29 protein-coding genes are annotated in these 26274 nt (G+C 69.5%); 9 read left to right on the forward strand and 20 right to left on the reverse strand.

From position 1 onward, the window contains the following. Window positions 1-33: 33 nt before the first annotated feature. From ABD329_RS12600 to ABD329_RS12620, 5 genes are all read right to left on the reverse strand, one after another. The gene (locus ABD329_RS12600) at window positions 34-915 is read right to left on the reverse strand and encodes an SDR family NAD(P)-dependent oxidoreductase (protein WP_198275070.1); all 882 of its coding nucleotides are present in this window, start codon (window positions 913-915) and stop codon (window positions 34-36) included. Between the two features lie 132 nt (window positions 916-1047). Next, a complete protein-coding gene (locus ABD329_RS12605) occupies window positions 1048-1629 on the reverse strand; it encodes a TetR/AcrR family transcriptional regulator (protein WP_309142597.1) in 582 nt (193 codons plus the stop codon). Window positions 1630-1729: 100 nt separating this feature from the next. Next, window positions 1730-1957, reverse strand: coding sequence for a hypothetical protein (locus tag ABD329_RS12610; protein WP_198275069.1), 228 nt, complete (start codon window positions 1955-1957; stop codon window positions 1730-1732). Window positions 1958-1999: 42 nt separating this feature from the next. Then, a complete protein-coding gene (locus ABD329_RS12615) occupies window positions 2000-6262 on the reverse strand; it encodes a polymorphic toxin type 17 domain-containing protein (protein WP_198275068.1) in 4263 nt (1420 codons plus the stop codon). Then, entirely contained in the window at window positions 6259-6624 is a 366-nt protein-coding gene (locus ABD329_RS12620; protein ID WP_198275067.1) for a hypothetical protein, read from the reverse strand. Before ABD329_RS12620 ends, ABD329_RS12615 begins: the two co-directional genes overlap by 4 nt. Window positions 6625-6860: 236 nt before the next feature. Here ABD329_RS12620 and ABD329_RS12625 point away from each other — a divergent pair, with 236 nt between their 5' ends. Further along, window positions 6861-7808 (forward strand): NAD-dependent epimerase/dehydratase family protein, encoded by a 948-nt coding sequence (locus ABD329_RS12625; protein WP_198275066.1) that lies wholly within the window; start codon window positions 6861-6863, stop codon window positions 7806-7808. 14 nt (window positions 7809-7822) lie between these two features. Here the strand turns inward: ABD329_RS12625 and ABD329_RS12630 are convergent, their stop codons facing one another. Beyond that, window positions 7823-8416 carry a dihydrofolate reductase family protein gene (locus ABD329_RS12630; RefSeq protein ID WP_198275065.1) on the reverse strand — a complete coding sequence of 198 codons (594 nt, stop codon included), beginning with the start codon at window positions 8414-8416 and terminating at the stop codon, window positions 7823-7825. A gap of 71 nt (window positions 8417-8487) precedes the next feature. On the opposite strand from ABD329_RS12630, the gene ABD329_RS12635 reads away from it, so the two are divergent. After that, a complete protein-coding gene (locus ABD329_RS12635; protein ID WP_198275064.1) occupies window positions 8488-9066 on the forward strand; it encodes a TetR/AcrR family transcriptional regulator in 579 nt (192 codons plus the stop codon). A gap of 31 nt (window positions 9067-9097) precedes the next feature. On the opposite strand, the gene ABD329_RS12640 is transcribed toward ABD329_RS12635, so the two are convergent. Genes ABD329_RS12640 through ABD329_RS12655 form a run of 4 tightly spaced genes read right to left on the reverse strand, consistent with a single transcriptional unit; the run spans window position 9098 to window position 11830 of the window. After that, window positions 9098-9955 carry an isoprenyl transferase gene (locus ABD329_RS12640; RefSeq protein WP_198275090.1) on the reverse strand — a complete coding sequence of 286 codons (858 nt, stop codon included), beginning with the start codon at window positions 9953-9955 and terminating at the stop codon, window positions 9098-9100. A 50-nt stretch (window positions 9956-10005) separates the two neighbouring features. Beyond that, a complete protein-coding gene (recO, locus tag ABD329_RS12645; protein ID WP_198275063.1) occupies window positions 10006-10755 on the reverse strand; it encodes a DNA repair protein RecO in 750 nt (249 codons plus the stop codon). A gap of 15 nt (window positions 10756-10770) precedes the next feature. Further along, the gene (locus ABD329_RS12650; protein ID WP_198275062.1) at window positions 10771-10971 is read right to left on the reverse strand and encodes a DUF397 domain-containing protein; all 201 of its coding nucleotides are present in this window, start codon (window positions 10969-10971) and stop codon (window positions 10771-10773) included. A gap of 10 nt (window positions 10972-10981) precedes the next feature. Beyond that, entirely contained in the window at window positions 10982-11830 is an 849-nt protein-coding gene (locus ABD329_RS12655) for a Scr1 family TA system antitoxin-like transcriptional regulator (RefSeq protein WP_198275061.1), read from the reverse strand. 162 nt (window positions 11831-11992) lie between these two features. On the opposite strand from ABD329_RS12655, the gene ABD329_RS12660 reads away from it, so the two are divergent. Together ABD329_RS12660 and ABD329_RS12665 are read left to right on the forward strand one after the other, a co-directional pair. Continuing rightward, on the forward strand, window positions 11993-12418 hold the full coding sequence (locus ABD329_RS12660) for an ATP-binding protein (protein WP_198275060.1): 426 nt from the start codon (window positions 11993-11995) through the stop codon (window positions 12416-12418). 273 nt (window positions 12419-12691) lie between these two features. Beyond that, window positions 12692-13855, forward strand: a complete 1164-nt coding sequence (locus tag ABD329_RS12665; RefSeq protein ID WP_198275059.1) for a methyltransferase domain-containing protein — start codon at window positions 12692-12694, stop codon at window positions 13853-13855. A gap of 25 nt (window positions 13856-13880) precedes the next feature. On the opposite strand, the gene ABD329_RS12670 is transcribed toward ABD329_RS12665, so the two are convergent. After that, on the reverse strand, window positions 13881-15179 hold the full coding sequence (locus tag ABD329_RS12670; protein WP_198275058.1) for an FAD-dependent oxidoreductase: 1299 nt from the start codon (window positions 15177-15179) through the stop codon (window positions 13881-13883). Window positions 15180-15288: 109 nt separating this feature from the next. On the opposite strand from ABD329_RS12670, the gene ABD329_RS12675 reads away from it, so the two are divergent. After that, the gene (locus tag ABD329_RS12675) at window positions 15289-15762 is read left to right on the forward strand and encodes a MarR family winged helix-turn-helix transcriptional regulator (protein WP_246618126.1); all 474 of its coding nucleotides are present in this window, start codon (window positions 15289-15291) and stop codon (window positions 15760-15762) included. Here the strand turns inward: ABD329_RS12675 and ABD329_RS12680 are convergent. Together ABD329_RS12680 and ABD329_RS12685 are read right to left on the reverse strand one after the other, a co-directional pair. Then, window positions 15697-16461 carry a helix-turn-helix transcriptional regulator gene (locus ABD329_RS12680; RefSeq protein ID WP_198275056.1) on the reverse strand — a complete coding sequence of 255 codons (765 nt, stop codon included), beginning with the start codon at window positions 16459-16461 and terminating at the stop codon, window positions 15697-15699. The two genes, ABD329_RS12675 and ABD329_RS12680, sit on opposite strands and share 66 nt — an antisense overlap. A 10-nt stretch (window positions 16462-16471) precedes the next feature. Beyond that, on the reverse strand, window positions 16472-17410 hold the full coding sequence (locus ABD329_RS12685; protein ID WP_198275089.1) for an alpha/beta hydrolase fold domain-containing protein: 939 nt from the start codon (window positions 17408-17410) through the stop codon (window positions 16472-16474). 263 nt (window positions 17411-17673) lie between these two features. Between ABD329_RS12685 and ABD329_RS12690 the strand changes: the two genes are divergently transcribed. Continuing rightward, the gene (locus ABD329_RS12690; RefSeq protein WP_037946278.1) at window positions 17674-17877 is read left to right on the forward strand and encodes a hypothetical protein; all 204 of its coding nucleotides are present in this window, start codon (window positions 17674-17676) and stop codon (window positions 17875-17877) included. A gap of 27 nt (window positions 17878-17904) precedes the next feature. Here ABD329_RS12690 and ABD329_RS12695 read toward each other — a convergent pair whose 3' ends face one another. The 5 genes from ABD329_RS12695 to ABD329_RS12715 all read right to left on the reverse strand — a co-directional run bounded on the left by ABD329_RS12695 (window position 17905) and on the right by ABD329_RS12715 (window position 22342). Beyond that, window positions 17905-18645, reverse strand: coding sequence for a class I SAM-dependent methyltransferase (locus ABD329_RS12695; protein ID WP_198275055.1), 741 nt, complete (start codon window positions 18643-18645; stop codon window positions 17905-17907). 299 nt (window positions 18646-18944) lie between these two features. Then, the gene (locus tag ABD329_RS12700; RefSeq protein WP_198275054.1) at window positions 18945-19493 is read right to left on the reverse strand and encodes a DUF1062 domain-containing protein; all 549 of its coding nucleotides are present in this window, start codon (window positions 19491-19493) and stop codon (window positions 18945-18947) included. A gap of 189 nt (window positions 19494-19682) precedes the next feature. Then, a complete protein-coding gene (locus ABD329_RS12705) occupies window positions 19683-20066 on the reverse strand; it encodes a VOC family protein (RefSeq protein ID WP_198275053.1) in 384 nt (127 codons plus the stop codon). Window positions 20067-20164: 98 nt separating this feature from the next. Then, complete coding sequence (locus ABD329_RS12710; RefSeq protein WP_198275052.1) at window positions 20165-20827, reverse strand: hypothetical protein; 663 nt, start codon at window positions 20825-20827, stop codon at window positions 20165-20167. Between the two features lie 132 nt (window positions 20828-20959). Then, on the reverse strand, window positions 20960-22342 hold the full coding sequence (locus tag ABD329_RS12715; RefSeq protein WP_198275051.1) for an MDR family MFS transporter: 1383 nt from the start codon (window positions 22340-22342) through the stop codon (window positions 20960-20962). Window positions 22343-22557: 215 nt separating this feature from the next. Between ABD329_RS12715 and ABD329_RS12720 the strand changes: the two genes are divergently transcribed. Further along, a complete protein-coding gene (locus ABD329_RS12720; protein ID WP_198275050.1) occupies window positions 22558-23127 on the forward strand; it encodes a TetR/AcrR family transcriptional regulator in 570 nt (189 codons plus the stop codon). A gap of 26 nt (window positions 23128-23153) precedes the next feature. On the opposite strand, the gene ABD329_RS12725 is transcribed toward ABD329_RS12720, so the two are convergent. Next, the gene (locus ABD329_RS12725) at window positions 23154-23501 is read right to left on the reverse strand and encodes a nuclear transport factor 2 family protein (protein WP_198275049.1); all 348 of its coding nucleotides are present in this window, start codon (window positions 23499-23501) and stop codon (window positions 23154-23156) included. Between the two features lie 90 nt (window positions 23502-23591). After that, window positions 23592-24293, reverse strand: a complete 702-nt coding sequence (locus tag ABD329_RS12730; protein WP_344316360.1) for a haloacid dehalogenase type II — start codon at window positions 24291-24293, stop codon at window positions 23592-23594. Window positions 24294-24383: 90 nt separating this feature from the next. Here ABD329_RS12730 and ABD329_RS12735 point away from each other — a divergent pair, with 90 nt between their 5' ends. Both ABD329_RS12735 and ABD329_RS12740 read left to right on the forward strand, forming a co-directional pair. Further along, window positions 24384-25013 (forward strand): CGNR zinc finger domain-containing protein, encoded by a 630-nt coding sequence (locus ABD329_RS12735; RefSeq protein ID WP_198282108.1) that lies wholly within the window; start codon window positions 24384-24386, stop codon window positions 25011-25013. 1018 nt (window positions 25014-26031) lie between these two features. Further along, window positions 26032-26181 carry a hypothetical protein gene (locus ABD329_RS12740; protein WP_198282109.1) on the forward strand — a complete coding sequence of 50 codons (150 nt, stop codon included), beginning with the start codon at window positions 26032-26034 and terminating at the stop codon, window positions 26179-26181. The last annotated feature ends 93 nt before the right edge of the window (window positions 26182-26274 follow it).

The following is a 26274-nucleotide window of genomic DNA, read 5'->3' on the forward strand; positions in this document are numbered from 1 at the left end:
TCGGCGTCCCGGGGCGGTCGGCGGACCGCTCGGTCAGCGATCGTCGCCAACGGGTGCCAGCTGGCGGCTGAGCCTGAGCACGCTCTCGACCGTCCTGCGGTCGGTGCTTGCGCGAGAGGCGGGGACGGGGGTGGCCTCGGGGCCGATGAGCAGGCCGGTCCGGCCGTCGAGGGAGGCGTCGGTCGCGGCGGCGATGGACGACCGGGCAGCCAAGGCCGCGGGTCCGGCGGTGGAGCGTTCGATGGCCCGGCGGACCAGCGGCCACAGCAGACGCAGCGCCGGGGAGACGATCTTCGGTGTGCGCATGGTGCCGTTCGTCATGTCGGTCGCGGCGCCGCCGGGGTCGGCCGCGAAGACCGCGACACCGCTGCCGCGCAGGCGTTCCGCCAGGTCAAGGGTGTAGGCGAGGTTGGCGAGCTTGGCCCGGCCGTACCAGTGGAAGCCGTAGTAGCCACCGGGCGGTTCGACGGCGTCGAAGGTGCGCTTGGCGAGACGTGTCGCACCGGAGCTGACGTTCACGATCCGGCTCGGCCCGCCGGCGCGGAGCTGGTCGAGGAGTGATTCGGTCAGCAGATACGGCGAGAGGTGGTTGACGGCGAACGTCGCTTCGATGCCGTCGACGGTCCGCTGCCGGTCCGCGAACATCGCGCCCACGTTGTTGACCAGGACCTTCAACGGGCCCTCGGCCGCGAGTCGGGCGGCGAGCGCCCGTACGTCTTCGAGGGACGCGAGGTCGGCCGCCATGAAGTGCGGCTCGCCGCCGGTCGCAACCGCGGCGATCCGCTCGACCGCGCGGGCGCCGCGCTCGGCGTCCCGGCCCACCACGGTGACGGCGAACCCGCGCGCCGCCAGCCCCATCGCGGTCTCCAGACCGATCCCCCCGGTCCCCGCCGTCACGACTGCTCGCTGCTCCATGGGCCTGCCCTCCGCCGCCTCGCCATCCGTAACCGGATAGCTATCCGCTCCAATAAGGGCACGCTAGCACAACCGGATACCTATCCGGTTTGAGGATGGGGCGGAGTTTGCTGGGCTGAAGAACTGTCGCCGTCAGCGCGGCGGCCGCAGCCCCTCGAGGAGGACGTCGAGATAGACCTCGGCGCGCTTCGGGTTGTCGTCGGCGCCGGAACGTATGGCGTGCTCGATACCGCAGAGCAGACGGCGCACGTCGTCGGCCTCGACATCACGCCGAATGGCGTCACTACGGCGGGCCCGGTCGAGCAGCCGCGCCACGGCCCCGTCGAGCTCGGCCTTCAGTGCCGCGGTCTGCGCGTCGGCGTCGCTGGCGGACTCGAGAACGGCCGCGAATCCGCTGTCCTCCGACGCCTCCAGGAGGGCGAACCGCAGCAGGCGGTGCAGCCCGGCGAGGGCGTCCTCGTCCGCGGCCGCGGCCTGGGCCGCGTCGACCAGCTCCTGAAAGCGCTCGGCCGACAGCGCCTCCCACAGCGCGTGACGATTGGGGAAATGCCGATAGACGGTCCCTACGCCCACCCCGGCGAGCCGGGCGATGGCATTCAGCTGAAGCGAGTCATCACCGGCGGCCAGCTGCTCGCGGGCGACCCGCAACACCCGGGCACGATTCCGCGCCGCGTCCGCCCGCAGCGCCGGTCCCTGCTCGCCTTTCGATGTCACGCGCCCAGCATAGGCCGCGGCCGACTACCGGCCCTCCAACCGCCTGGGCTGATGAGCCCAGGCTCAGGCTCCAGACGTCCCCGCGAGCCAAAGCGGGGCGTCAGTAATAATCCGACTCCTGGCGGTCCTGCCCCGTCGGAGCAATTTGTTCCCTCGAAAAGACGCGAACGACGTCGAACCCGTCAAGCATCACCCCAAAGCTCGGAGCGGTGTCAGGGTTCGGCGGCTCAGAGATGCCGACGATCGCACCGACAACCCCCTCCAGCTCCGGCCGGTCGGGACAAGCGACGACCCGGACCTCCGCGTAGAAGTGAAGAGGATCTTCCATGATTCATTCCTTGAGTAAGCGTGCCCGGAAGCACTCCATGGCCTACTTGTGAGTGATTTCCCCATCCAGCGAGACGTTCAAGTGGCTACCGTCCCGGCTCAGCCAGCCGAGCTTAGCCCTTCCTGTCTTGCTCAGCTGGACGTCCCACTCAAAGGGCTGCCCGGCAGTGCGGGATGGCCCCTTGATCCATTCATTTCCGAATCGGTCAATGTAGCCCTTCCGGGTACCGCGCAACAATCCGGCGTTGACTGATGTGTTTTCTGGAGGCACGAATCGGATGCGCCCTGAGATGGGGAGCTGCGCATCCTTGAGTAGTCCCTTCACACCGGTGCGCGGGACAGGCACCGGGTCGCCGCACTTCAAACCCAGAGGATCGAGCGACGTCAACGGCGAGTCAACGTACCGGTGATGGTTAGGCGCGGGATCCAGACCGAGCGGATCGGCGGCAGTGTAGCGGGCCGTTTCGGGGTCGTAGTGGCGGAAGTAGTTGTAGTACAGGCCCGTTTCGGGGTCGGCGTATTGGCCCGGGAAGCGGAGGGGGCAGTCGACCGTTGAAGTGCTCGCTCCGGAGGGGAAGTGGGTGCCCCAGAGGGTGGTGCGGTGTTGCCAGGCCAGGTCACCGGCTGCGGTGACCAACTCCGTTGGAGTGCCGACCAGGTCCGTGATGATGGCGTGGAAGCGCGGTGTGGTGTCGTCATCGGCGCCGGTGAATTTCTCTATGAGGGATTCGCCGGGCTCGCGCACCAGTGACGTGTGGTCGGTTTGGGTCAGGGGGCGATGGGTGCCCGGGGCGTAGTCCCAGGTGGTGTGGTTGCCCTCTGGTGTGGATTGTTCGGCGAGGCGGGTGTCTTCCCAGGTGAAGTCGATCGATTCGGCGATCGTGCCGTCCTCCGCCAGGCGCTGTTTCGATATGCGGCGGCCGAGGGGGTCGTACGTGTAGTGCCAGTGGTCGCCGTCCGGGGTCGTCGCGTCCGTCAGGCGGTCTTCGGCGTTCCAGGTGTAGGTCCAGGTGCGGGTCTTGCCGTTGAGGAGTTTGCGGGTGCGGCGGGTCAGGCGGCCCTGGGCGTCGTGTTCGTACGTTGTGCGGCCCGCACGGTGGATCATCGTGCCGGTGAACTCCCGGTCCCCGGGGGACGCGTGGTCAGGGGCCGTGGCCCGCGTCAGGTTGCCCGCCGTGTCGTAGGCGTACGTCTCGGTCCAGCCGTGCGCGTGGACGGCGGTGACGCGGCCGACCGGGTCGAGGTCGAAACGGCGCGTGCCCGAGGTGAGTTCGCGGATCTCGGTGAGGTAGCCGTCCGGGCGATAGGCGTAGGAGCGGTGCTGGAGGATCCGGTTCGCCTCGTTGCCACGGCCCTCGGCGATCGTCTGGGTCGTCAGGCGGTCTGCCGCGTCCCAGGTCTGGGTCAGTCGCGCCGCCTCGCCCACCCGGCGTTCCGTCTCCCGGCCCGCCGCGTCATACGTGAAGGTCAGGATGGGTGCCGTGCCCGCCGCCAGTTGGGCGGGGCGGCCCGACTCGTCGTAGGTCCAGACACTCCTCAGGCCCGAGGGCATCGTGCGCTCGGTGCGGCGGCCCACGGCGTCATACGCGTACGTCGTCGTCCGGCCGTTGACCGTCTCGGACAGGACCCGGCCCAGCGCGTCCCGTTCGAGGGTCAGTTCGACGTCCCCATTCGCCGCTCGCGTCAGGGCACCCTGTGCATCGTAGGCATAGGTCGTCCGCGCACCCGCCTCGTCACGCTGTTCCGTTGTGCGGCCCAGCGCGTCCCGGGTGAAGTGCAGCGTCTCGCCCGCGCCATTGGTGCGGGTCAGCAGGTCGCCCGCCGGGTCGTGGGTGTAGCCGATCGTGCGGCCGTTGAAGTCGGTCTCGGAGGTGAGCCGGCCCGCCGGGTCATAGGTGTAGGTCCAGGTCAAACCCTGGGGGTTGGTGACCTCGGTCAGCCGCAGCTCGGTGTCGTAGGCGAAGGCATACCTCGCGCCGTCCGGCTCCGTACGGCTGGCGGGGACGTCGAAGTGGGTGGACGTCTGGTGGGTGGTGTGGCCCGCCGGGTCCGTGTGGGTGAGGAGGTTGCCCTCGCCGTCCCAGGTCCAGCTCTCCCGGGCGCCGTCCGGCTCCTGGCGCCACGCCGGTTTACCCTCGGTCGTCCAGCCCATCCGGGTCGTATGGTCCACCGGATCCGTCGCCTCCACCACCCGGCCGAAGGGGTCCCGGCGGACGCTCGTGGTGTGCCCCAGCGGGTCTGTTACGGCGATGGGGAGCCCGGCCCCGTCCGGGGTCAGGCGCGTGGTGTTGCCCACCGCGTCCGTCACCTCGGCCAAGTGGCCCCGCTCGGTGTAACCGTAAGCGGTGGTCGCCCCCGCCGGATCGGTCGTCGAGAGAAGATTCCCCGTGTCGTCATACGCGTGGCGCCACGTCCCGCCGCCCGGCTCGGTGACCTCCACCGGCAGGCACAACGCGTTGTACGCGGCCCGGGCCTCGCTGCCGTCCGGCAGGGTGACGCCGGTCAGGTTGCCGTCCTCGTCGTACGCGTAGCGGGTGGTACGGCCCAGGGGATCGGTCACCGCGACCTTACGGTCGCCGCGCGCGTCCCACTCCGTCAGCGTGGTGTGGCCCAGCGGATCGGTCTCCTCGATCAGCTGCCCGTCGGCGTTGTAGCGGTACGACGTCGCGTGGCCGAGCGAATCCGTGTAGACGGTCGTGCGCGCCTCGTCGTCGTAGTCCAGACTGCCGTTGTAGACACCGTCGCTGCCCTCGGTGCGCACCACCTTCCCGTCCGGCCCGTAGACGTACCGGAACGACGTGCCGTTGCGGTCCGTCCAGGACGTCACCCGCCCCTCGCCGTCGTAGGTGAACCGCAGGGGCGTGCCGCTGGAGTTGATGACCTCGGTGAGGTTGCCCGCCTCGTCGTAGCCGTAGCGCATCACCACCGTGCCGCCCTCGCGGCCCCGCTCAGGGGTGTAGACCGACGGCGGCTCATCCAGCAGCCGCAGCGCCGTGACCCGCTGGCCCTCGGTGTCGATGGCCAGGTAGTAGCCCCCGGAGTGGCGCACGGCCAACGGGGCGCCGCTCAGGGCCCGTTCGATGTCGATGCGCGCGCCATTGCGGTCCTGGAGGCTCTCCAAGACCAGATAGACCGCGCCCGCCTCCTCCGTGGCGGCGGGACGGACGAACGTCCGCACCACACCCGCCTCCGGATCGGTCACCGTCATGACGCCGTCCGGTTTGCCGTCCCACTCCAGCGGCCACCGCGCACCCTTCGCGGGCAGCGTCGGCACCCCCGGCTCCGGCACCGGATACACCAGCCGCATCCCGTCCGCGGCGGCGAACACCACACCCTCCGCGTCCAGCTGGACCCGCTCGTCCAGCAGACTGGCCCAGGTCGGGCCGAACCACACCCCGCCCCGGTACGAGGACACATGCGTGCGCTCGAAGACCAGCGGCAACGACCCTGGCAGCGTCAGATCGGTCTGCTCCATCAGCATCGCGCCCGTCGCGATGTCGATCGGCTCGCCCGTGCACGGGCACTTCTTGGCCGGGCGGGCGGCCGGGCCCTCCTCGATGAGGTTCGGCCGCATCGAGGGCACCTTCGGCGGCTTGAGCAGGTCCGGGACGCCGGTGAGCTTCGGCATCACACCGGGCTTGAGCACCCCCAGCCCGGCGCCGAAGATACCCCCGTCGATCATGCCGTCCCTGGCCGCCTGGTTGACCTCGTCCAGGCTGAAACCCTTCTGCTGCCCCAGAGCGATCTTCACCGGCTGCGCCACCGCCGCGTCGATCGTCACCGACAGCACGCTGGTGAAGACCGCGCCCGTCAACATCTCCGCCGCGATGATGGCGACCGACTCCTCCACGGCGACGCCCAGGCCGGCGGCCATGGCGATGATCTCCGCCGCTACTCCATCGGAGGCGCCCCCGGTGACGATGGTCAGCAGCCCGCCGCCGACCAGTGCGACAGCATCGATGCTGATCTGTGTCCACAGCTTCTCGATCGCGTCATCGACCGTGTCGGCGAACTTGTCCAGCGCTTTGGCCATGTTCCGGGCGGACTTGGCGAGATTGCTCAGCCAGCCCTCGTCCTTGCCCTTGGCGTAACGGCCCCAGAAGGTCTCGAAGGCGTCGATCGCCTCGCCCTTGTTGTGGTGGATGAGCGTCGTGGCCGCCTTGTTGGTCGCGACCCGCACATCGTCCACACTGTCGGCGAACGTCCGCCAGGCGTCCGCGGCATGGCGCAGGGTGCCGGAATTGGCATCCGGCCACCACATGCCCAGCTTCATCAGCAGGGCCTTGGCCTTGTCTTCGATGCTCACCGGCCGCCGCCGTGGCCCGGCCCGTGCTTGGCCTTGGTGAACATGCCCTCGATGAGCTTGTCGTTGTCGACATGACCATCCGCCATGTCGTTCATCGCCTCGTAGATGCTGGTCAGGCCGAGGACGAGAATGCCGGCCGCCGACTCGATGTGCTTCTGGTTCGGCTTGTACTGCTTGCCGAAGTCCTTCCCCGGCTTGTCGTCCCCCCACGGCTCCCCATAGCCGTCCAGCGTCGAGATCAGCGTGGTCAGCGCCTCACTCAGCTTCACCGCCTGGTGGTGGAACGTCGGCGCGACCGACTTGATGTCCGCCACCTTGATGTCCAGGACCTTGCCGCCGCCATGCCCGCCGCCGCTGCCCATGCGACGCCTCCCCCGCTGAACTGAGCGCCTGTCGTACAAAGCTTCCAGGCTAGGGCGACGACCCTCACGGACCGTTCAATGTGGCCTCTACAGCGAGTAAAGAGTGCTCGCCTCAGCACACGCCCCGCTCCCCCTCCCGAGGACCGTTGACGAAACGGAACGCAGATCCGTATATTAAGCGGAACGACGATCCGCTTTCGGCGGAGTCGCAACCGCGCAATAAGGAGAGCTCCGGAATGATTCTGGTCACCGGGGGGCTCGGCTTCATCGGCTCCCACACCGTTCAGGCCCTGCTGGATGCGGGCGAGGAGTGTGTGCTGGTCCAGCGCAGCTCCACCGAGCCGCCGGTCGGGCGGTTTGACGCGCCGGTCGCGGTGGAGCGGGCCGACATCACCGATCTGAGCGCGTTGCTCGACGTCGGCACGCGGCACAAGATCACCGGCATCGTGCACCTCGCGGGATCCATGCCCTGGCCGCCGGACCCCGATCAGCCAGTCGAGGCCACACGCAAGGCGATCGGCGGGCTGCTCAACGTCCTCCAGGTCGCGCGGGACTGGGGCGTGCGGCGGGTGGGCGTCGCGAGCACGATCGGTGTCTACGGCGGCGGTGGAGCTGGCGGCGCGCTCACCGAGGACATGCCCGTGTCGCTGAGCTCGGGGCACCTCATCCCGACCTTCAAGAAGATCGGCGAGCTGCTCAACGACCACCTGTCCGACGCCACCGGCATCGAGATCATCAACTACCGCATCTCCGGCATCTGGGGACCGCTCGAGCCGCACGGCCCGCTGTTCTTCGCCGCCCCCGAACTCGTCCACGCCGCCGCGCGCGGCACCGAGCCGGATCTCTCGCCCCTCCTCGCGCCCGCGTACGCGGAGGACTCCCTCGACCTGTGCTACGCGAAGGACGCGGGCCGGGCCATCGCACTCCTCCAACTCGCGGACCACCTCAACCACCGCACGTACAACGTGGCTTCCGGTCGCGCCACGAGCAACGCCGAGATCATCGCCGCCATCAAGAAGGTCGTCCCGGACGCCCGGGTCGACCTCCCCACCGGCGGAGCCACCTCGCAGACCTACCTCGACATCACCCGCATCCGGCAGGACACCGGCTACGCGCCCGCCTACGACACCGAGCGCGCGGTCGCCGAGTACATCGCGTGGCTGCGGGCGGGCAATGAGCGCTGACCCACAGTCCCGAGTCAGCGACGGGTGAGGTGGGTGAGGGTGACACCGTTGGGGAAGGCCGTGCGCTCGGCGACGTCGAAGACGGTGGGGTCGAAGGCGCCGTCGAAGGCGGGGATCCCGGCACCCGCGACCACCGGATAGTTCTTAATCACCAGGTCGTCGATCTCCGGCAGCAGAGCGCCCGCGAGCCTGCCGCCGCCGCACAGCCATACGTCCAGCCCCGCGCCGCCCTCCCGCTTGAGCTCGCGGACGAGGGCGAGCGGATCGTCCGGGACGACGGTGACGGCCGGGTCGATGTCGGGCTTGAGGGTGCTGGACACCACGTACTGGCGCAGATGGGCGTACGGGCTGGTGATCCCCGCGTCGAGGGCGGGGCGGTAGGCGCCGAGGCCCATAACGACAGTGTCGAAGTGCCGGTTGGGCGCGTCGGCCAGGCCGATCGCCGCGCGGTAGGCGGTCGGGACCGTCTCGGGAAACAGCGCGTTGGTCCAGTTCGAGTAGGCGGCGGACTGCTGTTCGTCGCCGCTGGGGAAGAAGTCGTACTCGCCGCCGGGGCCCGCGATGCGGCCATCGAGCGTGACGCCGACGTAGTACACGAGCTTTCGCATCTCTAGCCGCTCCAGACGTAGTACTCTGCTTGTAGTGGTTGGAACGTAGTACTACACCTGGAGTGGTGTCAATGGTGAGACGGAACGACCAGCGGCGCGCCGCCCTCGTGGACGCCGCGATCGAGGTGCTGGCCAGGGAGGGCGCACGCGGCCTGACCTTCCGGGCGGTGGACGCCGAGGCCGCGGTGCCCGCCGGGACCGCGTCCAACTATTTCGGCAGCCGCGACGACCTGCTCACCCAGGCCGGCGCCCGGGTGTATGAGCGGCTCCAGCCCGACGAGGCCACGATCGCCCGCCAGCGGGCGGCGGGTCGCGACCGGGAAACCTATGTGGAGCTGATGCGTGAACTCGTGGGCCGCGTCGCCTCGTTCCGCACCGGTTATCTCGCGCTGCTGGAACTCCGCCTCGAGGCCACCCGCCGGCCCGAACTGCGCAAGGTCCTCACCGAGCGGGTCCGGGCCGACCTCGACGCGAACGTCGCGTACCACGAGGAGTCGGGCCTCCCCGGCGACGCCACGGCCGTCAAGCTGCTCATGCTGGCGCTGAACTGGCTGATCGTCGAGCAGCTCACCCTGCCGGACGTGTTCACGGAGGCGGAGCGGGATCAGCTGGTGGCGGCCGCGGTGGAGCGCGTCGTGGCGGCGGGGTGAGAGGGTCGCGCCCCTGGCGCGCTCCTACCGCTCACGCGGACGGGGAGTCCTCCTGCGAGCCCTTCTGGGACTCCTTTTTGAACTGCTCCTCGTTGGGGATCGCCCCGCCGAAGCGGCGGTCCCGCGAGGCGTACTCCAGGCACGCCCGCCACAGGTCGCGGCGGTCGAAGTCCGGCCACAGCACGTCCTGGTAGACCATCTCGGCGTACGCGCTCTGCCAGATCAGGTAGTTGGACGTGCGCTGCTCGCCGGACGGGCGCAGGAAGAGGTCCACATCCGGCATGTCCGGGTAGTAGAGGTACTTCGCGAACGTCTTCTCGTTCACCTTCGACGGGTCCAGACGGCCCGCCCGGACGTCCTCCGCCAGCGCCTTCGCCGCGTCCGCGATCTCCGCACGGCCGCCGTAGTTCATGCAGAAGTACATCGTCATGGCGTCGTTGTCCTTGGTCTGCTCCTGAGCGACCTGGAGCTCCTGCGCCACCGACTTCCACAGCTTCGGCATCCGGCCCGCCCAGCGGATCCGGACACCCATCGCGTCCATCTCGTCGCGGCGGCGGCGGATGACATCGCGGTTGAAGTTCATCAGGAAGCGCACCTCGTCGGGCGAGCGCTTCCAGTTCTCGGTCGAGAAGGCGTAGAGGGAGAGGTTCTTGACGCCCATCTCGAGGCAGCCCTTGAGCACGTCCATCACGACGCCCTCGCCGACCTTGTGCCCCTCGGTGCGCGGCAGCCCGCGCTCCTTGGCCCAGCGGCCGTTCCCGTCCATCACGCAGGCCACGTGCTGCGGCACCAGCTCACCGGGGATCTTCGGCGGCCTGGCCCCGGACGGGTGCGGTTCCGGGGTCCGGTACTCGCGCCGCTGTCGGCCCAGAAACCCGCGTCCTGCGATGCCTGCCATGTCTCCCTCAGCCCTTGCTCTCTGTGCTACAGCTTCCGCTGCTACTTCTCTACGTACCGCAGCGACCGAAGTCCCCGCTCCAGGTGCCAGTGCAAATACGCCGCCACGAGGCCGCTGCCCTCCCGGGCGTGCCGCGGCTCACACGCGTCCGCCGTCTCCCAGTCGCCCGTCAGCAGCGCGCCCAGCAGCGTCAGCGACTCCGCCGAGGGTACGACGCTTCCGGGCACCCGGCACTCTCCGCAGATGACCCCGCCCGCGCCGACCGAGAAGAATCGGTTCGGACCGGGCATCCCGCACTTGGCGCAGTCGTCGAAACTCGGTGCGTAGCCGTTGACGGCGAGGGAACGGAGCAGAAACGCGTCCAGGACGAGATGCGGCTCATGATCCCCGGCGGCGAGGGTGCGCAGCGCGCCGACGAGCAGCAGATACTGCTGTACGGCGGGCTCGCCCTCGTGATCGGTGAACCGCTCGGCCGTCTCCAGCATGGCCGTACCAGCGGTGTAGCGGGTGTAGTCGGTGACGATCGACCCACCGTACGGAGCGATGGTCTCGCTCTGCGTACACAGCGGGAGCCCGCGGCCGATCAGCTCGCCGCCACCGCGTGAGAAGAACTGCACGTCGACGTGGCTGAACGGTTCGAGCCGCGCGCCGAACTTCGACTTCGTCCGCCGCACACCCCGCGCGACGGCGCGGACGCGGCCGTTGTTGCGGGTGAGCAGGGTGATGATCCGGTCCGCCTCCCCCAGCTTCTGGGTGCGCAGCACGATGCCGTCGTCGCGGAACAGACTCATGGCGCCCATTGTCCCCTAGCGGGACAGCTGATCGAACCGCCCGGCCCGGACGGCCCGGGTGAGCGCCCGGAGCGCGGCGGGGGTGGTGGTGATCACGGTCTGCGGTTCGTCGCTCTCGCGGAGGAGGATCGCGGTGGCGTCACGTTGCGCGAGTTCGACGCAGTTGCTCTCGTTCTGGTCCGAGTACGAGGCTTTGCGCCACTGTATTTCCGACATGACCATGCCTTCAGAGTCGTTGTGCGACGGCGTGAATGAGATCGCGGGTGGCCTTCGGGGCAAGGGACATCGCCTCCACCCGGTCCAGGACCGCCCGGTAGTTGGCGAGGTGCGTCTCCGAGTCCAAGAACTCCACGCCACCTGATGAGTCGAGTTGCAACGTGTCGAGCTGCGGCACCGGACCAGTGGCATAGAACGCAGAGCTCCCGGCGTTCGGAAAACCTCCGGCGGAGAACGGAATGACGCGTACGGTCACGTTGTCCCGCTCCGACGCCTCCAAAATGTGCTCAAGCTGGCCGCGAGCGACCTTCGAACCGCCGAACGCCACACGCAAAGCGGCCTCGTGGATGATGAACGTACACGGTGGCGGATCGTCCCTGTCGAGTACGTCTCGGCGCCTCAGCCGATGGGAGAGCCTGCGGCGCAGCAGTACGGCCGTCGGCTCAGGCACCGCAGTGGCGAACACGGCCTTGGCGTAGTCCTCTGTTTGCAGCAGACCGGGCACGTGCATGGTCGTCACCAAACGCATGCTGACCGCGTGGTGCTCGAGTTCAGCCAGGTCCAGGGCACCGGCGGAGAGCTTCCCCTGGTACGCCTCCCACCAGCCCTGGACGCGTTCGACAGCCATGTCCACCAGGGCATCGACATACGTCCTGTCGCCGCAGGAATAGATCGCGGCAAGAGTGCGGACCCGCTCCTCGCTCACACCGAAGCGACCGGCCTCCGTGTTGCTGATCCGGGTTCGGTCCACGCCCAGATGCTGAGCGGCTTGCGCCACGTTCATCCCGGCGTGCTCGCGCATCTTGCGCAACTCCGTGCCGAGGCGTCGTTGCCTCGCGGTCGGCGCCGTCCTCGGCATGCGCCCTCCCCTTCGCTTGCGGTCAGTGTTGCGTGGAACGCTTTCGCACGTCCAACTAGAGCATCCATTCTACCGAGCGATAGCACTCGTGCTCACCTATGCTCTATGGTCCTGGTAGCGCAACGCATCGAACCAATCACGCACCGCGTTGGGAGCACCGCCATGCCCGAAGTCGCCGAACCCACCGAACCCCCGTACGCCTACCGCTTCAGCGCCCCCAACTCCCCCAAGAGCCCCAGGGTCTGCCGCGACGCCATCGCCGCGCTCCTCCAGGCCAACGACCTGCACGACCTCGCGGACACGGCGAAACTCCTGGTCTCCGAGGCCGTGACGAACGTCAATCAGCACACCGACACCCAGCTGATCCACATCGACACCCTCGTCCGCGACCGCATCGCGACGATCGCCGTACGCGACGGCTCCCCGGAACGCCACCCGTACCCCCGCGTCGCGGCGCCCGACGAGGAGGGCGGACGCGGGTTGTTCCTGATGCGGGAGCTGGCCCACGCATGGGGCGTCACCTGGGAGAACGGGCTGCGCCCCACCGGCAAGCACATCTGGTTCGAGCTGCGGGACCCGACCAGCTGAAGGGGGCAAAGGTGGCCGTGGCCCTAGCCGACGGCCACCCAGCGGGCTTCGTCACCGAGGAACTCGAACACGGCCCCGCAGTGGTGAGTGCACCCGTACGCCCTACCAGACAGCCTGATCCCATCTCACCATGGGATCACTGTCCATCGACAATGGGGAGGCGCAGCAAATGGGACAGCACGGAGGCAAGCCGGACCCGGCAGAAAGCGATGGGCACAAGCCCGACAAGCCCCTCCCACCGCCCGACCCGAAGCGGCCGGAAACCCCGAAGCGATGACCCTCGACGGCACAGCCGTCCTCGCCCAGCGGCTCGTGGAGGACGGCCACCTCCCCGCCGCATGGCGCGACGCCTTCATCCGCGTCGACCGCGCCGCATTCCTTCCCGATCGCGTCTGGATCCGCATGGGCGACGGGTATGAGTCCGTCGACCGCGCCGTCGAAGCGGATCGCTGGCGGGAACTTGCCTACAGCGACGAGGCTGTCGTCACCCAGATCGAGGATGCGCCCGGCGCCGCATCGGCGCGCACCCCGTCCAGCTCGGCGAGCATGCCGAGTGTCGTCGCCGCCATGCTCCGGGCCCTCGATGTCCGCGACGGGCAACGCGTACTGGAGATCGGTACGGGCACCGGATACAACGCCGCGCTTCTGTCCGCCAGGCTCGGCAGCGAGCAGGTGACCACCGTGGAGGTCGATCCCGCTCTCGCCGACAGGGCGCGCGCCGCGCTGAAGAGCGCGGGCTACCGGCCCACGGTGCTCACCGGAGATGGTGCCGGAGGGTGGCCCACGGACCCGCCGTACGACCGGGTCATCGCCACCTGTGCGGTACACGACGTGCCCCGCGCGTGGATCGAGCAGACCGCGCCCGGGGGGCTCGTCGTCTTCCCCTGGGGTACCGCGCTGCGCAATGGCGTACTGATACGGCTCACCGTCGAGCACGGCACCGACGGCCCCGTGGCGTCCGGCCCGGTCGTCGGCGACAGCGCGTTCATGTGGCTGCGGGCGCAGGCACCCGAACGCGACGTCATGGCCGTGGTCCGAGGTGAGCCCGGCACCGGCAGCACTCGCCTCGACCCGAGCTTTCTCGGTGACGACGACGCGTGGTTCGCCGTCGGAGTCCTGGTCCCGCGCTGCCGGTCGGCGGTGGGCTCTGGACCCGACGGTGAGTGGACCCTCTGGCTCGCCGACTCGGCCTCCGGCTCATGGGCGTCCGTCGACTACGAGCCGGACGCCACCGACTACGAGGTGCGGCAGCACGGCCCACGGCTGCTCTGGGACGAACTGGAGGCGGCTCACGCCTGGTGGGCACGGGCCGGGCGGCCGGCGCGCACACGGTTCGGACTCACCGTCACCTCCGCCGGTCAACGGGTATGGCTCGACCGACCGGACAACATCATCCCCGCCGACATCAGTGGAGAAGGTGACGCGATCCCGCTGTGACGGACGAGAGGCGGAAGTGTGGGCCTCAAGATCTGGCCAAGTCCTCGCCACGGTAGGTGGAGAGGTCGGCCAGGAACTTGCGGCGCAGGGCGGGGACCCTGCTGGTCGCGGCGAAATAGCTGCGGGCGGCGAAGAGCGCGAAGCGACCCGTGACGGGCCGGAAGAGCGGGTCGTCGCCGCTGGTGCCGTTGCTGGTGAGGGATTCGGCGACGCGGGCGAAGCCGTAGGGGATCATCTCGGCCTCGTAGTCGCCGATCGCGGCCAGCAGTTCCTTGCGTCCGCCCGCGACGGCGGTGAGCTCGCGGCACAGCAGCGTGGCGTCGCGCAGTGCGGTGTTGGCGCCGACGCCCTGGCCGGGGGTCATGGTGTGGATGGCGTCGCCGAGCAGGGTGATGTTGGTCGTCGGCCACGGATCGATGGGAACCGAGGTCGCTATCTTCAGCGGGAACGCGGCTTCCGGGTCCGACAGTTCGAAGATCCGGCGCAGATTGGGGTGCCAGTTGGCGGCCGCTTCCAGGGCGGTCGCGATGAGCCGGCGTCCGCGTCGCCGGGTCGCGTCCTCGGGGAAGCGATCGTGCGAGCTCCAGATGGACAGGTTGATGTAGTCGCGGGTGGTGTCGAACTCCCGCCCCGGCCAACCGCCCCGCGCGTCCCGCTTGAACATCATGACGTGCAGCATGCCGATCATGCCCTTCGTGCCGAAGATCAGGGAGAGGCCGTTCAGCGCCTCGTCCGGCAGCAGCGCGCGGGTCTCGGGCGTGAGCGCGGTCTTCGTGGCGATGGCGGTGACACCGGCGTCCTTGATCTCGGCGTGGGGCAGGAACTGCCGGCGCACGGCCGAGCGGGTTCCGTCGGCGGCGATCAGGACGTCGCCGGTCGCGGAGGTGCCGTCGCCGAAGTGGGCGGAGACCGTGCCGTTGGGGTGCCGCTCGTAGCGGGTGAACTCCTTGCCGTAGTGCACGACGTCGTCCATGCCGGTGAAGAGCACCTGGCGCAGGGTCGCGCGGGACACGGAGCGCTCGCTGCTGACCGCGTCGCGCGCCGGGGGCAGTCGGAACGTGGCGGTGGTGCGCAGGGACTGGGTGAGCACGTTGAAGTGGCGGGGCTCGCGGGCAGAGGTGGCGACGAAGGTGTCGAAGAGCTCGGGCGGCAGGCACTCGTGCAACGCCCGGCTGCCGGTGGGGTCGATGCCGACCCGGTAACCGTAGAGACCGTCGCGACGGGAACCGTAGCGCTCGTACACGGCCACCGAGACACCGGCCTTCTTCAGGCCGTGGGCCAGGCACATCCCGCCGGTGCCGCCGCCGATGATCAAGACATGCATGAGGATCGCTTCCTTTGAGAGTCAGGTATCTTGAATGCCAAGGCAATATTACCTTGAACATCAAGAGACTCGACTGTCAAGCGAACTTGTCGACGCGGAGGTGCCCCGATTGGCGAACGAGAAGGAACAGGTGCTCGCTGAGCTGGGCAAGGTCATTCAGGGCTACCAGGCAGCGGTCGATGACTCCGATCGCGAGAGCGCCCGGCTCCTCGGCGTGAACGAGACCGATCTGCGCTGCCTGGAACTGCTGATCGACGCCGAGGAGCTCTCTCCGCGTGAACTCAGCGAGCGGCTGGGACTGACCACCGGCAGCGTGACCGCCATGCTCGACCGACTGGAGAAGCTCGACCTGCTCACCCGCGCCCCCCACCCCGTCGACCGCCGCAAGAGCGTGGTCAAGGTGACGCCGGAGGGGAGCAGGCGCTGCTACGAGCTCATCGCCCCGCTCATCGAGGACGGGGCGCGGGAACTCGGCGCGAAGTACAGCGCGGAGGAGTTGGAACTGGTCATGGACTTCCTACGCGCCACCACCGCGCTCCAGACCCGGCACACCGAACGCCTGCGCGCTTTGCGGGGCCAGTGAGGCCAGTGCGGTGGGCCGGACCGCGTCGGTGGCGGTTGAGCCGAGGAGCAGGTCGGTCAGGTCGTGGGGCCGGGCCTGCTCGTCGGTGGGGGTCGCCGCGGTGATGCGGTCCAGGCGGAAGCCTCGGCCGGCGCGGCGGGTGCGGCACCAGGCGATGAGGTACCAGCGGCCTTCGGCGGTGAGCAGTCCGGCCGGTTCCACGACGCGGTCGGTCTCGCGTCCGGCGGCGTCGGTGTAGGAGAGCCGCAGCGCCACGTTGTCGGTGAGGGCCCGTTCCACGGCGGTGCGGATCTCGGAGTCGGTCCGGGTCGGCCGCGCGACGATCCGTGCGGCGAGTTCGCGGGCCGCCGTCGAGGCGGAGCCGGTCATCGCGGCCGCGAGCTTCTGGGCAGCGGTGCGGGCCGCGCCCGCGTAGGGGGTGGCGGCGCCGACGGCGGCGAGCGCGGCGGTCAGCGCGGAGGCTTCCTCGGCGGTGAAGCGGATCGGGGGCAGGGTCATCTCCGGGGAGATGGACCAGCCCCCGCCCCGCCCGGGTGTGGTGCGCACGGGAACGCCCGTCTCCATCAACGCCTGGAGGTCACGCTGCACCGTGCGGGTGCTGATCTCGAATCGCGCGGCGAGCGCCGCGACCGTCAGCGGTCGCGGCGCGGCCGCGCGCAACTCCTCCACCAGCGCGTACAGCCGGGCGGTGCGGTTCATGGGGCCGACGCTACCGGCACGCGGTGGCCAGGAACTCCCGCTCCCGCCGCTGTTCCCGCTCGGTGATGGCGAGGGGGAACAGGGTGAATCCGTGCATCGCGCCGGCGATGACGTCGAGCCGTACGGGCGCGCCCGCCGACTGCCAGCGCCGGGCCAGGAACAGGGAGTCGTCCAGCAGCGGGTCCTCGGTCCCGACGACGATGCGGGCGGGTGGCAGACCTGCCAGGTCCGCGAAGAGCGGGGAGACCTCGGGGTCACGGCGCCGCTCCGCCCCCATCCCCGGCGTGAACAGCTCATAGGTGCCCCGGAGCGAATCGGTGTTGCTCAGCAGCCGTCGGGGGCCGAACAACCGCTGGCTCGGTGTCATCGACAGGTCATAGGGGCCGTAGAGCAGGTGTGCCGCCCGGAACGCGCCGGTGATGCCGTGCCGGTCGCGAAGGCGCAGCAGCGTCAGGACGCTGAGGTGGGCACCGGCCGATTCGCCGCCGATCAGCAGCCGTTCCGTACCGAACTCGGTCGCGGCGTGCTCCACCAGCCACCGGGCGGCCGCCTCGCAGTCGTCGGGCCCGGCGGGGAACGGATGCTCCGGCGCCAGGCGGTAGTCCACGCTCACCACCGCCAGCCGGGCCTCCACGGCGAGCCGCCAGAGCCTCTCGTCCTGCCCGCCCGCGGAGCCGAACGCCCAGCTGCCTCCGTGGATGTGCAGGTACACGCCGTCGACGCGATCCGGCACGAACGTCCGCACTCTCACCCCGCCCGCGACGACGCGGTCCTGGCCGTGCTCCAGTCGCACCGGTGGGGTGTCGGCGCCGAGCCGGTTACGCCGCAGGAGCACCAGCGTGGCCGCGTTCGGCACCGGCTTACGGGGTGGCCGGCTCGCCGCGTCGGCTTCGAACTTCTCGTTGAAGGCCAGGGTTTCGGCGAGGCAGTCCTCATCTGTGATCGTCATGCCGCCGACATCTTTGATCGTCATGCCGCCGACGTTCGCAGCAGCCCGCGACAACACCCTGTCACCCTTTCTCTGTGATCTACGTCACGGCCTGTGGCATGGCCGGGGACGATGTCGCTACCGCGATGTCACAGCCGTGTGCTGGACGCGACCTGGACCGGTCACAACCCTTCGGAGGGCGGGCGGTTGGCGGCTCGGCGGCGTTCCCCATTGCGCACACTGGTGATGCGGGGCAGGTCAGCGACGAGTTGGGGGGATACGCCATGGCGGCCGGTTGCCGGGACTGTGAGACGTGTACGAGGTCGTGGCTGGGGCGGCTGTTCCAGAACGCGGCGGTGGGGCTGATGCATGTGGTGACGATCGGCATCAGCTATCTGATCAAGAAGGGGTTCAGGCGGCACTGCCCGCAGTGCGGACACCTGCTGTCCAGGCACGCGCGCAGGGCGGACGGTTCGTTCCGGGACTGAGGCCCGTCGTCCACGGGCGGCTGACGGTCACCAGCCGGCCGCGGCTCGGGCGGATGTCCGGCTCGCGGCCGGGAGGCTGCCCGCGGGGCGGCGGAGGTGCCAGACGTCGGCCGGGGGCAGATTGGCCCAGACCGTGCTGCGGCCGGTGGCGTAGCGGCGGCGGTAGTCGGCCAGCACCTCTTCGGCGGCCCGGTGCCGCCGCGCCTGGGTCCGGGAGGGCAGCAGGCTGCGGGCCTGCCGGGTGCCGCGGTAGGCGAAGTAGGCCAGCAAGCCGCCCGGGCGCAGCAGCTCCAGATACCGGCCCATGATCGCCTCGATCTGGTGGGGATCGAAGTTGGCGAAGGGCAGGGCCGAGATGATCGCGTCGTAACGGCGGCGTACGTCGAGTTCCTCGACGTACGCCTCGTGCACCCGTATCCGCTCGGACCGTCCGGCCAGGCGCGGGTGGGTGCGGACGAGGTCGCGCAGTCGGCCGGTGAAGCGGGGGTTGGCCTCGACGATGTCCAGGCGGCTGCCCGCCGGCAACTGGTGGATCAGGGAACGGGTGACCGACCCGGTACCGGCACCGGCCTCCAGGACGCTCAGCGGCCGCCCCGCCTGTGAGCGCACCGGTTCGGTCAGCGCATGGGCCAGCGCCCTGCCGCTGGGGGCGAGGGCCCCGGTGGTGCGCATGTCGCGGGCTGCCTCGAGGAGGAACATCCAGCCTCCGGCGGCGCGCTGTCCGAGGACGTGGTCATGCGGGGTGGTCGAGTCATCCGTGCCGTGCATGGGCGCACGCTACATACCGGCTCCACGTGGGAGGATCCCTCGGCGTGTGACGGTGCCCACGTGCGCGGTGCGGGAGGCGACGCGGGGAACCGGCGCGTTACGCCCCGGCGGTCGACCTGGGCGCGTTTCGGGTGAGTTGGCGGCAGGGGACGACGAGGCGGCGGGCACGGGCGCCCCGGAGTGGTGACGCTGATCACATCCACCACCCGGGACGATGGTTCGGCCGAGGGTTACTCCTACCTCACCGTACGCACGGGGCGGCGCCGGTGGCACCGCCCCGTGCCGGGCCCGGGGAGGGCTCAGCGCTTCAGCGTGAAGGTGAAGTCGCCGGTGAGCTTGGTGCTCAACCGGACCGCCGAAACGAGTTTGCCCTCGGTGATCAGTCTCTCGACCTCGGCCCGCGGAAGACCGAAGCCCTCAGCGACCAGCCGCACCGGCCGGACCGGGATCCGCGCCGCGAAGCGGACGGAGACATCGGCGACCTCACGGTCCAGGTGATCCGATCCGCCGGTGTCGAGGCGCCAGGCGTCGTCCCAGTCGAGGGCGATGCGATTGCGGCGCCGTACGACCGGATCCTGGAGCAACTCGGCCGTCAGGCCGAGGTCGTTGTCGTGCAGCCGGTCGAGCAGCTCAGGTCGTACGGAGCGCACGTTCATCCGCTCGAAGACGGTGAGCTTCGCCGTTTCCCCGCATCCGGTGCAGAGCACGAGGAGCCAGGCGTCGATGCGCTTGTGGTTCGCGTTGACGCGGAACTTACCGTTCGCCCGGAAGCGTTCGGACGCGCACGCGTGACAACGGCGGAGGACGAGCGGCAGGCAGGTGGGCATGACCACCCAGTTACAGAGCACAGAAGTACACCGGTTTCAGTGAGAAATCCGCAGCAAAAAGGAGCGCGGCGCATATGCGCGACGCGCGACAAATCAGCGCTTGGGAGGTCTCACACGGTGTACAACGGCACGTCCCTGCCTAGACGACTTGGGTCGGCAGAACGGTAACGGTGCGGAGCGGTGCCGCTCCACTGGTTTTTTCGGAGCCGGTCAGAAGGGCTGGAGCCGGCGGCGCAGAAGGCAGAACTCGTTGCCTTCGGGGTCGGCCAGCACGTGCCAGTCCTCGGTGCCGGTCTGACCGACGTCGGCGGGCTTGGCACCGAGCGCGAGCAGCCGCTCCAGCTCGGCGTCCTGGTCGCGGTCGGTCGCGTTGACGTCGATGTGCAGCCGGAGCTTGGCGGGCCGGGGATCGCCGCTGGGGCTGAGGACGAGGGTGGGCTGCAAGCCGCCGAAGCCGACGCCGGGCGGCCCGATCTCGATGCTTCCGTCGTCCTCCCGGCCGATTTCGACATAGCCGAGGACCTCGCTCCAGAACGCGGCGAGCCGCTCGGGGTCGGCGCAGTCGAGGATCAGCTCACTGATGCGGCATGCCATGCCCGTCAGTCTACGGAGAGATCCCGAAAAGCCACCGGCCGCGGCGGTGGAACCACCGTCCGGTGGTTCCACCGCCGCGGCCGGGCGGGCATTGACGTTTACTCGTGGGCGCTGATCACACCGCGGGTGCTGAGCACGATGTACACGCCATTGGCGTCGAGCCCGGCGTCGTGTCCGTTCGCCTCCATCGTGCCCATGACGTCACCGTGGCCGATGATCTCCGCACGGTAGTGGCTCTCGCCGACCTTCGTTACCTTGGCCGTCCAACCGCCCGCGAGTTCGAAGGTGCCCGGCGCCTTGTGCTCGCCGCCCATCCAGGACTGGACCTCGCCGCCCATCGTGAGCACGACGTACATGCCGTTGGCGTCGAGCCCGGCGTCCTTCCCGTTCGTCTCGAACGTGGCCAGCACGTCACCGTCGTTGACGATCTTGAGGCGGTAGTGCTGCTCGCCGAGCTCGTAGATCTCGCCCGTGCTGCCGTCCGCCAGGGTCTCGGTGCGGTCCGGGGATGCCGCCTCGTCCGCGGCGGCCGACTCGGTGCCGACCTTGGCGTCGGAACCGTTCGCTCCATTGCCACCGGAGCCCTTCGCGCCAGTGGCGGAGTCCGCGCCGCTGTGGCTGGCGGAGGCCGCGGGCTTCGAGGCGTTGGCGTCCGAGTCGTTGCAGGCGGTCAGGGTCAGGCCCGCGGCCACGACCAGGGCCGCGGCGGCGACGCGCAGGGTGCGGCGGCGAACGGTACGGACGGCGGTGATGGAGTTCATTTCGGGTCCCCCCAGGGGCAGTCGAAGTGGTCGTCTTCTCGGTGCGTCACCAACTCTGGTCGGGCCCGCTACCGCAAGGCTGCCGCCCCGCTAACGGTCGGCTAACACGGTGATGACCTCGGCGGCTTCCGCTTAGGCGGCGTCGTCGGGGGCCGCCGGTTCGGGGAGGCTGGGCAGGAGCAGGCACAGCGGGACGGCGACGGCGGTGAGCGCCACCGACCACCAGAAGGCGGTGCCGAAGCCGTCGGCCAGGGCGCCGGGGGTGTGGGCGCCGCCGGTGCTGTGCTGGAGGATGACGGCGAGGACGGCGATGCCCACGGCGCCGCCGAGTTGCTGGGCGACGCGGGTGATGATGCTGGCGTCGGGGATCTCCCCGTGCGCCAGCCCGACGTACGCGGCGCCCATGGGCGCGATCATGGCGGCGCCCAAGGCGATGCCGCGGACGAACAGCGCGGCCATGAGCAGGGCCTCGCTGGTGTCGGCGGTGACGAAGGCGAACGGCACAGTGGCCGCCGCGACAAGGACGAACGCCGCGAAGGCGACCCCGCGGGGGCCGATGCGATCGGTGTACGCGCCCGCCAGGCCGCGCGCCAGGAGCGCGCCGACACCCTGCGGGATGAGCAGCAGCCCGGCGCCGAGCGCGTCCTCGCCGCGGACCTGCTGGAAGTACAGGGGCAGCAGCATCATCGACCCGTACAGCGAGATGCCGCCCAGGAGGAGCAGGGTGGCGGAGGAGGCCACCGCACGGTGGCGGAACAGCCGCACATTGACCAGGGCGCCGGCGGTGCGGGTCAGCGCCCAGGCGGTGAAGCCCCCGACCAGGACGAGTCCGCCGACCAGCGGGACGAGGACCTTGGCGTCGGCGAAGCCCGCGCTGCCCTCGACCCGGGAGAGGCCGTAGACGAGGGCGGCGAAGCCCGGGCAGAGCAGGAGCAGGCCGACGGTGTCCAGGCGGGCGCGGGGGCGGTCGGGCGCGGGTCGGTCGTCGGGCAGATCGCGCCGGGCGAGCCAGGCGCCGACGACGCAGAAGGGAATGTTGACGAAGAACAGCCAGCGCCAGTCGGCCAGACGCAGGATGAGGCCGCCCAGGACCGGGCCGAGGATCGGGCCGAGTGCGGTGGGCACGGTGATGATGGCCATGACCTTGCCGATGTTGCGGCCCTGGGCGGCCTGCATGAGCAGCGTGGCCATGAGCGGCATCATCATGCCGCCGGCGCCGCCCTGGACGATGCGGAAGGCGATCAGGCTGGTCGCGTCCCACGCCAGCGCGCTCAGGATCGAGCCGAGCAGGAACACGACCAGGGCCGCGATCCACAGGCGTCGGCCGCCGAGCCGTGACTGGGCCCATCCGGCGAGCGGGATGGTGACGAACACCGCCAGCAGATAGCCGGTGCTCACCCACTGGATGGTGGAGAGCGGGGCGTCGAGCTCCCTCGCCAGGTCGTTGAGCGCGACGCTGACGATGGTGGTGTCGAAGACGACGGCGAGGGCGCCCACGATGAGGGTGATCGCCATGCGCCACAGGGCGGGATCCACGTGACCGGGGTCCGCGCGATCGGAGCCCGCGTGACCGGGGTCCGCGTGACCGGGGTCCGCCGCCGCGGATGTCGGGTCGGACCGGTTGGGAGGAGAGCTCATGAACAGCCGCCTTAAGATACAGAGATCTATCTTACGGCGGTCACAGTAAGGCGCTAGGATAAGAAAGGCAAGCCTATCTAAGGGAGGGGCCCATGCCCGAGCGACGCCGCGGAGCGGCACTGGAGAAGGCGCTCCTCGACGCGGCCTGGGAAGAACTCACGGACACCGGCTACGCCAGGTTCACCATGGACGCCGTCGTCAAGCGCGCGGGCACCAGCCCGCCCGTTCTCTATCGCCGCTGGTCAAACCGCGACGAGCTGGTCCGGGCGGCCATCGTCCACACCCTGAAGGAGTCCCGCCTCGACGTTCCCGACACGGGGAGCCTGCGGGAGGACATCCTCACCCTCATGCGGGAGATCAACTCCACCCGCGTCCAGTTCATCACCATCATGAGCATGCACCTGGCCGACTACCACCAGGAGACCGGAAACAGCCCCGGCGACCTGCGCGACCCCCTGGTGACGGGGCGCGCGGAAGCCCTTGACGCACTCTTCGCCCGCGCCGTCGACCGCGGCGAGGTCAAACCGGAACGCCTCACCGAACGCGTCAAGTCGCTCCCCTTCGACCTGCTGCGCCATGAAATCCTCACGACCTTCGCCCCCGTGCCCGACGACGCCCTCGAAGAGATCGTGGACACGGTCTTCCTCCCCCTGGTGCGTTAGGGGGTGTCCGGCCTGAGCGAGGCGGGTCAGCCCTCTTCGGCGACCAGGGTGTAGCGCACGGTCTGGGCCTGGATGAGGCCGTCGCGGAAGACGAACGTGTCGACTCCGTCCGACACGCGCGCACGGGCGGTGGCGGCCGACCACTCGAGGAAGAGAACGTCGTCCGCGAACTGGGGCTTCAACTCCCAGGCGGCGTTGGGGAGATCGCCGAGCAGCGCGCCGATGCCCCGCTTCACCCCTTCGCGGCCGCGCAGCACACCGGAGGGCGTGACGAAGACCGCGTCCTCCGCGTAGTTGGCGCTGATCCTGTCCAGGTCGCCCGAGCCGAGGGCCTGGCCGTGGTCGTGGAAGATCTGCTCGGGGGTCCGGGTCATCGCTCCAGCCGTTCCGTTCACGGGTTGTTTCGCGGATACGCGAGGTGACCCGAGACGATAGTTGCGTGCGCATATGATTGCAAGCGCTGGCTATTGCACCGACAAGCTCCTGTCGAGTTGATCGGCCAGCCCGGCCAGGCCATCGGCGTACAGGTCGAAGCGATCCGCGAGGGCGGGCGGGTCGCCGACGGGGCGGGCGACATAGGCGGTGCGCAGGCCGAGGCGCTGCGCACCGCGCAGGTCCCAGGCGTGGGCGGCGACCATCAGCAGCCGCTCCGGCGGCCGTCCGGAGACCGCGACGGCCAGCTCGTAGACCGCCGGGTCCGGCTTGTAGGTCCGGGCGTCCTCGGCGGACAGGGCCTGGTGCCAGCGCAGCCCGGCGTGGGCGTTGAGCTCCAGCAGCGCCGTCCGGCTCGCGTTGGAGAGCCCGATCAGCGGGAACCGCTCGGCGAGCCGGGCCAGCCCCGCCACCGCGTCGGGCCACGGCGGGAGCCGGCGGCCGGACAGCGCCAGCGCCGCCACGGCGGCCGGGTCGTCGACTCCGGCGGCGTCGGCGACGAGCCGGGCGGCCTCCTGGTCGAGGAGCTCGGTGGTGACGTAGGGCCGGGCGCCGTCGAGGATGCGGCGCTGCTCGCGGTCGATACACCGCTGCCACAGCGACAACAGCCGCTCGATCCCGGAGTCGTCGAACGCCGGGGCGAGTTCACGGATACCGGCGCGAAGGCCGGTGGGTTCGTCGACGAGCGTGCCGAGCACATCGAAGACGATGGCGTCGATCTCCAGCTCTGACATGGGCGAGGTCTCCTGACGGGGCTGGTGGCCGACACGGCATGTAAGGGTTAAAGTCGCGTTTAGTCGAACGTAGCGAGAGGTGCGTCAACCATGCAAGTGGCGCTGAACGATTACGTCTGGGCGGCGGGGATCGCGACCGAGCTGGTCAACACCACCGCCGAGGTCTGGCGCGGCGACGACCGCCTGCCCGACCTGGCCGCCCTCGTCGCGTTCGCCGAGTTGCACGGCGACCGGCCCGGAGGCGACGACGACGCTCGGGGCGCACTGGCCGAACTCGCCCGCCGTGGACGTCCGGCCGACCTCCGGGCGGTGCACGCACTGCGGACCACCGTGCGGGACCTGATCGACCACCCCGACCGCGACCGCCTCGTCGCCGGTGCCACCAGGCTCACCTCGGCCGCCCGGGGCGCCACCCTGATACCGGATCCCGCACACGAGGGCCGCATCCGGTGGGCCGTCCCGCTCCGGGACGGGGCGACCATCGCCGACACCCTCTCGCTGATCTGCGGCCTGGGCGTCCTCGGGGTCGTCCACACCCTCGGCGAGCGGCGGTTCCGCCCGTGCACCGCGCCCACCTGCCGGGGAGCGTTCATCGACACCACCCGGCCCGGCAGCCGCCGCTACTGCATGCCCGGACTGTGCGGCAACCGCGTCAACGTCGCCAACCACCGCGCCCGCCAAGGAAACGCGCGGCCGTCCGCAATTCGGCCGCCCTATTAGAAGGTGACGAAAACCGGCCACATGCTCATCATGTGACACCTCGATGCACTGGCGGGATCAGGGGTTCCGCTATCAGAACGCGCTGATAGATCGGGTCCGGAGCCGAGGTTTTTCATTCTTCTGAACGGTCAGAACAGTGTTGCGAATAACACATATTCACTCCTTGTAGTGCATCCGAACCCCACAGAAAAACACTATCCTCGGTCCAGTCGTTGACTGGGCGGAGGCCGGAACAGCGACGCTGCCCGCACATCCGTGGGGTCAACGACGTAGTAAGCGGGCGTGGTTCTCCACGTCTGGTGAGGGCCGCCGCCCCTGCTCCAACTGCCAGGAAGGGAGGGGCGGCGGTTTCCGGCCAACACCGTCATTGCCCATCGCTCGCGCACACCATCCACATGTGATTTGCATTCGCGATCACCTCGTTGCGACCGCCATGGATAGATCGCTCGGGCAATCACTTAGCCGGACAGCAGGCAGCCGCCAATTTGAGTGGCAATTAGCGGACGCCGGAGAGCCAAAAACTCCTGCTGAACGTCGCCGCATCCCATGCCGGACATGACGCTTTTCACGAAGACGCGCCGAATATGCGAACCAAGCGACCCTTGGGGCGTTTCACCCCCACCTGGAATGTGGCGTTGGCCATACCGAACGAGGGGCCAACTGGCCCGTTAAGTGCATTTACATGCGCTCCCTATCGCAAAGTTGCGTAATACCCGCCGGTAAGTATGGCCGCTATGGCCAGTGATGAGCGCTATGCAGGCCAATGTCCCTGAAGCGGAGGGGAATTGTAGTGTCACCCTCCGACAGCTGACGGCTGACGCTTTGTCAGTGGTTAGTGCGGGATTAGTTGCGCCGAGCGACGTGGCTGCGTTAACTACACGACACCTGTCCGCGGGCAGGCGTACGTCCCGACGTGGTGTTCCCCCTTCCTGGCAGTTGGAGCCGAACACCCCGTCAGCCCCTCGCCAGACGGGCCCCGGCACATGACCGAGGGCCACGAAATCCAAGGAGAACCTGAATGGCCGCACGCGAGCGCCGGCGACACCTCGAGGTCAACCTCGACGAGCACGTGACCTTCTCCGTCCGCATCTCCCCCAAAGCGCTGCGGTGGGCCTGGGCCGTGTGCATCACGGTGGGCAGCACCGCTTGGTACACGCTGACGCACTAGGTGTGTTGTCCGGGGAGGTTGGTGACGCGGCTGGCTGGGGTGTGGCCGCTGATTCCGGTGTGGGGTCGGTGGTAGTTGTACCAGTCCAGCCAG

This window comes from Streptomyces javensis, assembly GCF_039525925.1.
Classification (GTDB): domain Bacteria; phylum Actinomycetota; class Actinomycetes; order Streptomycetales; family Streptomycetaceae; genus Streptomyces; species Streptomyces asiaticus.